We start from the raw sequence: 12,098 nt of genomic DNA on the forward strand, positions 1-12,098 counted from the left end.
TTAATATGACTTTTCAAAAAGTTAGGGATTTTCACAATCAAATTTTAGATTTTACGCAGATATTAGTTGCACCTGCATTTTTATTAACACGACTTTATATTGCGAATGTTTTCTTTAAATCAGGCTTAACTAAGCTACGTGATTGGGAATCAACATTAATGTTATTTGAATATGAATACGAAGTGCCTGTATTGTCGTTTGAAGTCGCGGCTTGGCTTGCAACCGCAGGTGAATTAATACTGCCTGTTTTACTGGTATTAGGCTTATTTACACGACTTTCAGCGGTCGGTTTATTTATTGTAAACGCTGTTGCTGTTATCAGCCTTGTTGAAATTGCACCTGCAGCATTTAATGAGCATGTGTTATGGGGCAGTTTAATCGTCATGTTAATATTAATGGGTGCTCAACGATTCTCGTTAGATAGAAAATTAAATATCATTTAATTTATTTTAATGATGTTTGAAGTTCCCCCCGCGATATAAAAAGGGGTATAAGTAAAAGCAAAGTGTGTTTTTAGCACTTTGCTTTTTTTGATCTAGGGTTTGCTGATCTTTAAGGGATAAGTTTGTAAGAGTGATATTGAAATAGTAACTGAACTTAAGCTAACTTACTTTATCGCTAAGCCTTTTAGCTCGTACTACATATCGAAGGCTTCCTCCTGCACGAAGTGCGTTAAAAGGGTAACAGGTAATTAACAGTAAATTAGGATCCTCAACATCTAACAATAAAGGGGTTTCATCACTGTCTACAATATCAATATTTTCTACTTCGTATAATTGTGTATTTCCATGAATATCATTAATGGCAATAACGTCTTTCATTTTTATGTCCTGTAAAAAGCTAAAATGCGTATCTCTATGGCCAGCTACAACAAATGGATTGTTACTTTTTAAACGGGAATATTGGTGCATTACCCCAGCAGAAAAAGCGAGTGTTGTAGGATCTGTTCCTTGCAGTAAAACCAACGACTTGTTTAATCTAGGTATACTCATTTTTGCAATAGCGGTTGTGTCGGCCCAAGGCCAAGGAGGCGATGGCTTTTTAGTTATTTGGCTCGCTTCCCAGCTATACGCAATTAATTGTTGTGATAACCATGCTTTAGCGGGAAGGTACATGCTATGTGCAATAACCAAAATGGCGATCACACAAAGCACTAGCGAGCTTTTTTGTATTGATGAATATTTATTAAACTGAAACATGAGTCGCTTTTTTATTAGAGATAACAAGCCAAATAAGAGAGAAAATCAGTAATAACAAACCTAATAACAATTGTGCTTGCCAACCTACAGCGGTTTTAGGAAATACCGAAGCATGTAACGTACTGTTTTGTGCGAGTTGCTTGTTAGCCATTTTATGTTGAGGCGCTTTTTTATCTGATCTCTTCAATTCTTTTAATGCTGCTTGTTTACGCTCTTCGAGTTCGTGAGCGCTTAATACTTCTTTTTCTACCGCGATAAAACTTGTGTAAGGCGACATAATTTGATGTTTTAGTGATGTTTGAATCACTTCTTTTTTTACTATCTCTGGTTGTTTTCCTATCACTAATCCATCTAGCAAATCTTCTATCTTGGCTCTAGCCCAAACCGAACTAATACCGCTGTTTTTATTTTTAATATTTGCGTTAGAAAAATCGATTTCTTGTTGCCATCCATCATTAACTAAATCGCCAAATAATTGAATGCTGGTAGGTTTTTGAGCAGTTTTAAAAGCAATAATCAAAGGTTCATTATGGTATAAGTCAGGAATTTTTTTCGGGTATTGTTCTATGTTACCTACGTGAAGCGGATGAAATTGCACGTTAATATTTGTTAAGGCAGGGCGGCTAATTTTATCGAGTAAAACCGACATGTTTTTTTCTACTTCGTTCACATTACCAATAAAGGTATAACTGCCTTGGCCAAACTGTGCGGCTTTGCGCATAAAAAAGCCATTAGGTGCGCTGCCTATTCCTACAGTAAAAAGCCTAGGTAAGTTATGTGTATTTTTAATCAATTTAAAAAGTGATAACTCGTTACTTACGGCGCCATCAGTAATAAACAATATTTGTTTAATGGCTTCTGAATGTTGTAACTCAGTTTGCGGCATAGTTAAGGCACTAGCTAACGGTTTGTACATCTCCGTTCCCCCGTTAGCAGAAAGCTGTGTAATAAATTTAAGTGCTTTTACTATGTTTTCAGGTGTTGCCATTTGAGTTTGGTTAAATAAGTTATGTGAGTTTGATTCAAAAGCAATAATGTTAAAACTGTCTTGAGGGCTTAACGTGTTAATAGCAAAGCGTAAACTTTGTTTAGCTTGTTTAATTGACTCACCTTGCATAGAGCCTGAAGTATCAATAATAAAAGTGATGTCGCGAGCAAATGAAGAGAGCGTTTTAGGGCTAACTGTCGTGTTAGATACTTCATTGGTAATAGCGTTAATTGAAGGAGGAAGCAACATAGCCAGCGTGTATTCTTCACCATCAAGGGTTTGATTAAATAAACTCAATTGTGGAGTGTTAGAAGGAGTAGGACGCCACTGCAGTATAAAGTCTTTATCCATAGGTACTTGTACATTACCCACGCTAATTTTTACAGGTTCACCATTTAAATGTTTATTGCTTAATTTTAGCGAATGAGAAGGGCTTGTTATTTCATCTAAAGTAACGCCTGCATTTAAATTTACACGTAAATTAATGTTGTTTTTATTTAAACTTTCGAATTGTGTAAGTGCAGATATTGCTTTGTTTTCATCTATATTTGCATTATGTTCTGGGTTTATAGGCGTATATCTAGGTGTAATACTCATTGGAAACCGTAAGCTAAATTCTCCATTGTTGTAGTCAACATGCTGCACATATTTTAAGGTAACGGTTATTTGCTCGTTAGGTGCAATATTCGCTATTTTATTGGTAAATAGGTTAGGGCGATGCTGTTCAATTAAACTCGCTTTTCGTCCAGTTGCTTTTGCGTGATTAAAAATTCTTTTTGCTTCATTTTTTTCTAAAATTTTCCCTTCTATTTCTCTGTTACCTATTTGGATCTTTAAATAATTTACCGCTGAATTTTCAGGTAATGGAAAGGTATATAAACCATTAGCTATACTGTTTCCTGCATTGAGAAATGACTGTGTAACGGTAACTGTAGCGAGTATGCCATTAATATCAAATGAGGCAGCAGAGTTAAGTAATATGGCTGATTGGTACAGACGCTTTTCTTTGTGGTTAGTTTTTACCGTTTCAGACGATTCAAATAATAACTGTCCGCTACCGACTTCATCTAAAGTTGAATAATTGTTATGAGTTGTCGCAAATAAGGGCACTGCATAAAAAGCCGACACAGCGAGTAAACCCAAAATCGATACCCATTTAATAAAAGATAAAAAAGTTGAATATTTTCGTCTGCGGTATCTTCTGTCGTAGTCTGGTGCGTAATCAATTAATACTCTGTTTCTACGTGCTTTTGACAGTAAGGTTTGTTTAAACATGTTGTTGTCTTCAAATATATGGAATGTAAATGTATTAAAACAAGCAACTTAGGCGTTTATCCGACAACAAAAAGGCAATATAGCGCTGAAATAAGGCGAAAATATGGCAACGTTTAAAATAACTAAAACTTAAGCCTAAAAATTTTAATAAATTAAAAAATCTGATCTTTTTATTTTGATAATTTTTCCTTCCTGTGTATCTCTTTGAAAACATAGCATAGAGCTAATTTTAAAAAATTATATAGATAAAGTTATACGTGATAATTGATTGTTTATTGTTGACAATTACGTGGTGTTGGTAGATTGTATATTAATGAAATTAAGTAAGCTGATGGTTTATTGGTCGTTGGCTTTTCTGTTTTTATTCTAATTGCAATGAAATAGTCGACAGAGCAGATGCTTTAGACATGTGCTTATTTTTGGCTCGCACATGTATTTAAATATAAATCGAATAGGGTAAATAATGAAATTTAGCTTTAAAAAAATAGGCTTTATAGTAAGTGGGCTAAGCCTTGCTGTCCTAATGGGATGTAATAGCACCACAATAAATAACACAAAAGTAGATAAGGAAAGTACTTTGTGGGATTTTGAAGCTGGCGAATTAAGTAGTGAAATAAAACTGTATGGAGCTGATGCGTCTATTATTACAGAAGACAATAATAAAAAATTATCAGTTAAGCTTAATTCTACCAATAACTATAAATCAAGTTTTGTATTTCAGCCTGAAACTCCTTGGGATTGGAGTCAGCAAGGGCCGTTTGCTTTCGCACTTGATATTGAAAACCCGCTAGATTCATCTATACATTTTTATGTAACCGCAACAGATGCAAGTGGTAAAACCCATAACCGCAGCCTTTCTATCCCTGAAAACAGTAGCGATACCTATTACCTTGAATTAGCTGGATCTGATTTAGATATTGAAACAGGTATACGCTCTAATCCTAAAAGTTGGATCTCTGATTACACACCTATTATTTGGCGTTGGGGTGTAAAAAAGATCGATCTTAAAAACATTAAAAGTATTGAATTTAAAATACTGGGTGTTTTAGAAGATAAACAAGTTGTTATAGACAATGTACGTTTAATTAAACCTGAAAAAATAGATGAAAATTATCTTGTCGGTTTAGTTGATGAGTTTGGACAAAATGCCAAAATGGATTTTATCGGTAAAGTACATAGTGTAGAAGAACTTAGGCAAGCTTCAGCTAAAGAGCAAAGCCAGCTTAGTACTAAACCACCTGTAGGTAGATCAAAGTTTAATGGCTGGGCTGATGGTCCTAAGCTTAAAGGTACAGGATATTTTAGAACCGAAAAAGTAAAAGGAAAGTGGTCTTTAGTTGATCCTGAAGGATATTTATTCTTTTCTAATGGTATTGCTAATGTACGTATGGCAAACACTTCAACTATTACAGGCTACGACTTTGATAGCAAATATATTGAGCAACGAGATCCTAATGATAAAACGCCTGAAGATTCTTTAGGGTTAAATCAAGCGCCTAAAGCCGCATGGTCATCTAGAGCCGTTAGCTCTGAACTTAGGGCAAATATGTTTTCTTGGCTACCTAATTACGAAGATGAATTAGGTGTACATTTTGGCTACCGACGCGAAGTCTTTATGGGGGCTATAGAAAAAGGTGAAACGTATAGTTTTTATCAAGCAAACTTAGCACGTAAATATGGTAGTAACGATACCAATGTATTTATGGATAAGTGGCGTGATACTACAGTAGACAGAATGCTAAGTTGGGGATTTACCTCATTTGGTAACTGGGTTGACCCATCATTTTATCAATTAAACCGTATTCCTTATTTTGCTAATGGCTGGATTATTGGTGATTTTAAAACATTGAGTAGTGGTAACGACTTATGGAGTGCATTACCTGATGTATTTGATCCTGTTTTTAAAGAAAGAGCACTTGCTACGGCTAAGCACATAGGTGAAGAAGTACAAAATAATCCTTGGTGTGTTGGTGTATTTATTGATAATGAGAAAAGTTGGGGAATGGAAGGTTCAACAGCAACCGTTTATGGTATACCCATTAACACTTTATCTCTAAATGCTGCTAAGAGCCCAACTAAATCTGAATTTGTAAAAGTATTACGTAAAAAATATCAAACTATTGAACAACTTAATTCAAGTTGGAATATTGAAGTAAGTTCGTGGGATGAATTTGCAAAAGGCATTAAGGTGACTGAATTTAATGAGGCATTAACGGCTGACTTATCTACATTATTAACGGTTTACTCTGAGCAGTATTTTAAAGTGGTTAAAGGTGCGGTTAAGCAGTATTTGCCTAATCATTTATATATGGGCGCACGTTTTGCTGATTGGGGGATGACCAGCGAAGTTAGAGCCGCTGCTGCCAAATATGCCGATGTAGTGAGTTATAACTATTATAAAGAAGGTATCAGCAATAATCATTGGAGCTTTTTAGCTGAAATAGACAAGCCTAGTATTATTGGCGAGTTTCATAATGGCGCTGTTGATTCTGGGTTATTAAACCCAGGGTTAATTCATGCATCTTCACAAGCCGACCGCGGTAAAAAATATCAAGAATATATGTACGGTGTTATCGACAATCCATACTTAGTGGGCGCTCATTGGTTTCAGTACATCGACTCGCCATTAACAGGGCGCGCATACGATGGCGAAAACTACAACGTAGGTTTTGTTAGTGTAGCCGATATTCCTTATCAGCCTTTGGTTGATGCAGCTAAAGAAGTAAATAGTCATATTTATTCTAGGCGTTTTGGACACTTAAAAACTAAATAAACTCCATGCTAATAAATGGTTAATTAACAATGACCTTTGTGTTTGTTAAAGCAAACATAAAGTGTGTTGTTAGTCATTATTGTATTTTTTAAAAATTTATTTAAATCAATATTATTAATTAAAAGGACTCTTTATGAGTATCAATAAAGCGTTAAGTGTTATTAAACCTAAAAATATTAAATATAAATATTTAGCCACATTGATCAGTGTAGCCTTAAGTACGGTTATTACTGGTTGTGGTAATGACTCTGTTCAAAATATTGAGTCAGCTTCAAGTTCTGACGCGACTAAAACAGCTTCAGCTGTTGATGTGTTTGCCAATGAAAAAGTGCTCACCTCTTTAATTAACTTCGACGGTGAAGAAAGAAATCAATGGGTAAATAGCAACAAAACGCAATTTACTTATGTTTCAGATAACAACAATCAAAAGTTAGCGATAGAATTTTTAAACACTGAAAATATCTCAGAGCTGGTTATTGAACCAACTACTCCATGGGATTTATCAGGCTTAAAAAACTACAATTTGGCCTTTGATGTTAAAAATACAGGTAAAGAGTCTGTTCATCTTTATTTGAATATTGAAACGCCAGAAGGAAAATATCAAAAGCGTTCAATTAGTTTACCAACTCATTATAGCGGTACCGTCTATTTTCCACTTGAAGGTAAAGAAGGTAAAACCGATACAGGAATGTGGGGAGACGCAAGACCATGGCAAACTAACAATAGTTTAATGGTATGGCGTTCATGGAAAAGTGATTCAGACGACTTCAGTGTTATTAAGTCGCTAACCTTTTCTACCATTGGAATACTTGAAAATAAATCGGTTGTTATAGATGACATAAGAATACGTGAAAACCCTGAAAGCGATCCTAAATGGATGGTGGGCGTTATAGATAAATATGGCCAAAATGCCAAACGTAGTACAGCTTTAGATATTAAATCTGACGAACAATTAAAAGAAATTGCTAACAAAGAGTTAGCCGAGCTAGCCAAATCAAAAGGTATGCCTGATCGTTCTAAATTTGGTGGTTATACCAAAGGCCCTAAACTTGAAGCTACTGGATTCTTTAGAACTGAAAAAGTCAATGGTAAATGGTGGATGGTAGACCCAGAAGGTAATATCTTCTTCTCTCATGGGCCTGCTAACGTGCGCATGGCGAATATGACCACTATCACAGGTATCGACTATAACGACAGTTCTATCCGAGAAAAATCAAGTGATGAAATAACACCTGAAGATTCAATGGGGATTATTAAAATACCTAACAGCATACGCAAAGATAATTATGTAATATCTGAGTTACGCAACAATATGTTCGAGTGGTTACCTAGTTACGACGACCCTTTAGCTGAACACTATAGCTACCGTCGTTCAACCCATAAAGGGCCAGTACCTTATGGTGAAACATTCAGTTTTTACCGTGCTAATTTAGAGCGGAGATACGGTGAAACAACGCCAGAATCTTATGTTAAAAAATGGCATCAAGTCACTGCAGATCGCATGCATGATTGGGGCTTTACCTCTTTTGGTAATTGGGTAGATCCTGCTTTTTATCAATCAGAGCAAGTACCTTATTTTGCAAATGGTTGGATTATTGGTGACTTTAAAACCTTATCGGGCAAGAAAAACCATTGGGGTTTAATGCCTGACCCATACGACCCAGTTTTTGCTGAGCGCGCTAAAATTACCATTGACGCTATTGCTAAAAATATACAAAGCTCACCGTGGTGTGCAGGTATATTTATTGATAATGAAAAAAGTTGGGGCGAGCGTGAAGGTTCAGTACATGCGCGTTACGGCGTTATTTTAGATGCTTTATCTAAAAGTGTTGAAGAAAGTCCTGCTAAAAAAGCTTATTCAGCTCACTTAAAAGCAAAATATAAAAATATTGCTACATTAAATAGTGCATGGAATACAGAAATAGCTAACTGGAATAGTTTCGATAAAGGGGCTGATTTTTTTGAACGCGTATCTTATTCAGATCAACATGTTAGCGACCTATCAAAAATGTTAGAAATGCTAGGCGAGCAATACTTTATTGTTGTGCACAACACACTTGAAAAAGCATTACCTAACCATTTATACATGGGCGCACGTATGGCTAACTGGGGAATGCCTGACGAAATTATAAAAGCGTCTTTAAAGTATTCAGACGTACTTAGCTTTAATATTTATGAAGAAGGTATGCAAGACCATTTCTGGAAGTTTCTTGAAGAGGTTGACTTACCTGTAGTTGTGGGCGAATTTCATATAGGAACGGCAACGGACTCTGGCATGTATAACCCCGGTATTGTACACGCAGCTAACCAAGAAAACAGAGCTCAAATGTACAAAAACTATATGGAAAGCGTGTTAAATAAACCGTATATGGTAGGTGCGCATTGGTTCCAATATATTGATGAACCAATATCAGGTAGAGCATTTGATGGTGAAAACGCTAATATAGGTTTTGTAACAGTAACCGATATTCCGTACCCAGAAATGATCAAAGCAGTAAAAGAAGTTACCTCAAATATGTATCAACAAAGATACGAGAACTAAGCTCCCGTTGGTTTTAATTAACTAATTTACCCCTAACCATTCAATATGCTCTGAAATACGCATCTTGAGTGGTAACGGGTATAGATAGTTGCCCTTATATCATTTGTATTTAGGGGCAACAAAACTTTTTCCCTCAATTAATTTCCTTTCTTATGTAACCTCAACTCGGGATAAGCAAAGTTACTCAACAAGTTATTTTTATGCCTAACTTCGTTGAATTTGTTACTAATAGCCAGCTATTAGATAGAAAAATCCGCCTTGTTATACACAAAAATATCAATGTTGAGATATTAATATAGCTTAGGAAAATAACGATACAGATTAAGTTTTGATAAAGAAGGGGTTTAATTCATTCTCTAACATTCATTAACCCGAGTTGAGGTTATGTAGACCGATAGAAAAACAACCAAATAACAAAATTACGATACATTTGGCGCTTATTTTTCATCTATTATGCTATATGAACATATTAATGATATTTTAAGCAGGGCCTTGACACTTTTTTTATACATTTTTTGATATAAATTAACTTATGTATTAATAGACGATGTATGAGTGTTGTTATGGCGAATAAAATTTTAACGGTTTCTAAAGTTGAAGAGCTCACAAAAGATAGTAAAGCTTTCTACTTTGAAGACGACTCAACAATTGATCCTGCACTAGCTGGGCAGTTTTTAACTTTAATCACTCAGCAAAACGACAAAGAGTATAGACGTTCGTATTCTATATTTACCCCAGCAGGTGGCGGGCTTGCTGTAGGTGTTAAAAGAGTACCCGGTGGCATTGTTTCAAATTACTTAAATACCTATATAAAGGCGGGCAGTAAAATTGAAGTGCAAGGGCCAGCAGGCAAGTTTTCGTTTGATCCAAGTATTGAGAACCCCTCTCATATTTTACTTATTGCTGGCGGTAGTGGCGTTACGCCTATGATGTCGATTTTAAAAACGGCATTAGCGCAATGTAGCGATACTAAAATTTCTATGTTGTTTGTTAATAAAACAAAAACCGACATTATGTTTGCTAACGAGTTAAAACAGCTTGAAGCAGAGTTTGCTGATCGTTTTACCTTAATTCATTACCTAGATGAAGAAAATAAGCAAACAAAACAGATCAAAAAGAAAGGTTTATCTGGCTTATTTGGGGGGAAAGAATTAATAGAAATTCCTGGTTTTATAACCGCTGATAAAATTAACGATATTTTTAATACCTTACAAATAAATGCCAATGTTAATGCTTATATTTGTGGGCCAGCAGGTTTTATGAACATAGCGGAAGACGCTTTATATTCGCTAGGTTTACCGAAAGCACAGGTTAAAAAAGAAAACTTTGTTCCTTCTGTAGAAGTTAGGCCTGAACCTAACTTTACACCAACACCTTGTACTGCCGTTATAGATATTAACAATACCACGCATGAGTTTGAAATTCCTGCAGGTAAAAGTGTTTTACAAGCTGCAGTAGAAGCCAATATTGATATTCCGTTTTCATGTCGTGAAGGTACGTGTACTTCTTGTTATGGCAAATGTTCATCAGGAGAAGTAGGTATGTTAACAGATGAAGCATTAACAGATGAAGAGCTAGCAGAAGGGGGCTTTTTACCTTGTGTAGCTTATCCTAAAAGTAAAAAATTAGTTATAAATATGAATTAATACAAAGTATTAAATAAAAAGTTCCTGTAAATTTAGAATTATATTGAGTACACACATGATAGAACCAAAAAATTATATTGTTGAAGAAGAGTGGTTTAAAGCTGAACTACCAAGGCAAGAATTTAGAGCCTTTATGCAAAAAAACAACTATAGAGGCATTATTGATACGCTAATATGGTTTACCTGTTTAGGGCTAACCGGTTATTTAGCTTTTTTAAGTTTAGGTACGGCTTGGGCTATTCCTGCCTTTTTTCTGTATGGTGTATTTTATTGTGCTGCCGATGCTCGCTGGCATGAAAGCTCGCACGGTACGGTTTTTAAAACACCTTGGCTAAACACCGCCTTGTGTTTTATTGCTACATCAATGCAACAACGCGACATTATTTTTACTAACTGGTCGCATGTACGTCATCATTCATACACGGTAATTAACGATATAGATCCTGAAATTACCGTAACGCGACCTCCTACATTTTGGGAACATTTCTTAAATTTTTGGAGCTTAGGCGAAACCAAATATTACGTACCTATTTTGTTTCAACACGCTTTTGGTATTGTATCCAAAGATGCGAAAAAATTTGTACCTGAAGAAGAATACACCAAAATGTTTTGGTGGGCTCGTGCTAGTTTACTTGTTAACTTACTACCAATCGCTTTAGCGGTTTATTTTCAAACGTGGTTACCTGTACTGTATTTTGGTTTACCTAAGTTATACGGTAACTTAATACAAAGAGCATTTGTATTAGCGCAACATGCAGGCTTAGACGACGACACATGGGACCACCGTAAGAACTCTAGAACCATTTACGTAAACCCATTTTTAGGTTTCTTATATATGAATATGCAATACCACATTGAGCATCATATGAATCCACTTATGCCGTTTCATCAGCTGCCTAAATTTTCACGCAGAGTAGCGGATCAAATGCCAGTACCTTACAAAGGCATGATTGAAGTGTATAAAGAAATGATACCTGCGTTAATTAAACAAGTAGACGATCCAACTTACTTTGTAGACCGTAAAGTACCTACAAAACCAGAAGTAAGAAAAGTAAAACGTATTAAAGCCTTAGCTCCTGAAGAAGCCATGATCCCACAAGCGGCTTCGTCTAAAAAGTACAACACAAACGATTCAGACGTTATTGTTACAGACAAACCTGATGTGGCATGGCACAAAGCGGTTGAAGCAAAAGAATTAGGCGAAAACGATGCGGTAAGCGTTTGTATTGAAGGTAGCTATTACGCTGTTTACCAATTAAAAGCGGGCGAGTATTACGCAACCGACGGTATTTGTAGTCATGAGTATGCCTACCTAGCCGACGGCTTAGTGGAAGACGGTAAAGTACTTTGCCCTAAACATAACTCTAAGTTTTGTATTAAAACAGGTAAAGCTATAAACCGCCCAGCAAAAACACCCGTAGCAACTTTTCCAATTAAAGATATTGACGGCGTTTTACATATAGGAATTTAACTAAGTACTCAATTAAATGCTCCTAAAATGATAAAAACGGACTGTTGAAAAGCAGTCCGTTTTTTGTTTGATAAATGTGATTAACAGATAAGTAGCTAAAATATAAATGTGTTATATCAATATATACCCGTTATCATTCAAGATGCAGGTTCCCGTGGGAATTTAAAAAAATTTAAGCACAGATTTCATGTTTCAGACGAAATA

General features: G+C 35.6%; 7 protein-coding genes. 5 read left to right on the forward strand and 2 right to left on the reverse strand.

Annotation, left to right across the window (positions count from 1 at the left end; translation table 11 throughout):
- The first annotated feature begins 5 nt into the window (after positions 1 to 5).
- Positions 6 to 443, forward strand: a complete 438-nt coding sequence (locus tag AC0L5Q_RS00515; RefSeq protein WP_473613562.1) for a DoxX family protein — start codon at positions 6 to 8, stop codon at positions 441 to 443.
- 159 nt (positions 444 to 602) lie between these two features.
- On the opposite strand, the gene AC0L5Q_RS00520 is transcribed toward AC0L5Q_RS00515, so the two are convergent.
- Both AC0L5Q_RS00520 and AC0L5Q_RS00525 read right to left on the reverse strand, forming a co-directional pair.
- Positions 603 to 1,199: a class GN sortase gene (locus tag AC0L5Q_RS00520; RefSeq protein WP_473613563.1), complete on the reverse strand. Its 597-nt coding sequence runs from the start codon at positions 1,197 to 1,199 to the stop codon at positions 603 to 605.
- A complete protein-coding gene (locus AC0L5Q_RS00525; RefSeq protein WP_473613564.1) occupies positions 1,186 to 3,462 on the reverse strand; it encodes a marine proteobacterial sortase target protein in 2,277 nt (758 codons plus the stop codon). The genes AC0L5Q_RS00520 and AC0L5Q_RS00525 overlap by 14 nt, the downstream gene beginning before the upstream one ends.
- Positions 3,463 to 3,925: 463 nt before the next feature.
- On the opposite strand from AC0L5Q_RS00525, the gene AC0L5Q_RS00530 reads away from it, so the two are divergent.
- The 4 genes from AC0L5Q_RS00530 (at position 3,926) to AC0L5Q_RS00545 (ending at position 11,894) form a co-directional block, all read left to right on the forward strand.
- The gene (locus tag AC0L5Q_RS00530; protein WP_473613565.1) at positions 3,926 to 6,235 is read left to right on the forward strand and encodes a beta-galactosidase; all 2,310 of its coding nucleotides are present in this window, start codon (positions 3,926 to 3,928) and stop codon (positions 6,233 to 6,235) included.
- Positions 6,236 to 6,368: 133 nt separating this feature from the next.
- Positions 6,369 to 8,777: an agarase gene (locus tag AC0L5Q_RS00535; RefSeq protein WP_473613566.1), complete on the forward strand. Its 2,409-nt coding sequence runs from the start codon at positions 6,369 to 6,371 to the stop codon at positions 8,775 to 8,777.
- A gap of 563 nt (positions 8,778 to 9,340) precedes the next feature.
- Complete coding sequence (locus AC0L5Q_RS00540; protein ID WP_473613567.1) at positions 9,341 to 10,423, forward strand: 2Fe-2S iron-sulfur cluster-binding protein; 1,083 nt, start codon at positions 9,341 to 9,343, stop codon at positions 10,421 to 10,423.
- 55 nt (positions 10,424 to 10,478) lie between these two features.
- Positions 10,479 to 11,894 (forward strand): fatty acid desaturase, encoded by a 1,416-nt coding sequence (locus tag AC0L5Q_RS00545; RefSeq protein WP_473613568.1) that lies wholly within the window; start codon positions 10,479 to 10,481, stop codon positions 11,892 to 11,894.
- Positions 11,895 to 12,098: the final 204 nt, after the last annotated feature.

This window comes from Pseudocolwellia sp. G5-9 (assembly GCF_055808995.1).

Coding starts and splice junctions, on each gene's coding strand:
- AC0L5Q_RS00525 (WP_473613564.1), bottom strand. CDS start 3,462: ATGTTTAAACAAACCTTACTGTCAAAAGCACGTAGAAACAGAGTATTA.
- AC0L5Q_RS00540 (WP_473613567.1), top strand. CDS start 9,341: ATGGCGAATAAAATTTTAACGGTTTCTAAAGTTGAAGAGCTCACAAAA.
- AC0L5Q_RS00535 (WP_473613566.1), top strand. CDS start 6,369: ATGAGTATCAATAAAGCGTTAAGTGTTATTAAACCTAAAAATATTAAA.
- AC0L5Q_RS00530 (WP_473613565.1), top strand. CDS start 3,926: ATGAAATTTAGCTTTAAAAAAATAGGCTTTATAGTAAGTGGGCTAAGC.
- AC0L5Q_RS00515 (WP_473613562.1), top strand. CDS start 6: ATGACTTTTCAAAAAGTTAGGGATTTTCACAATCAAATTTTAGATTTT.
- AC0L5Q_RS00520 (WP_473613563.1), bottom strand. CDS start 1,199: ATGTTTCAGTTTAATAAATATTCATCAATACAAAAAAGCTCGCTAGTG.
- AC0L5Q_RS00545 (WP_473613568.1), top strand. CDS start 10,479: ATGATAGAACCAAAAAATTATATTGTTGAAGAAGAGTGGTTTAAAGCT.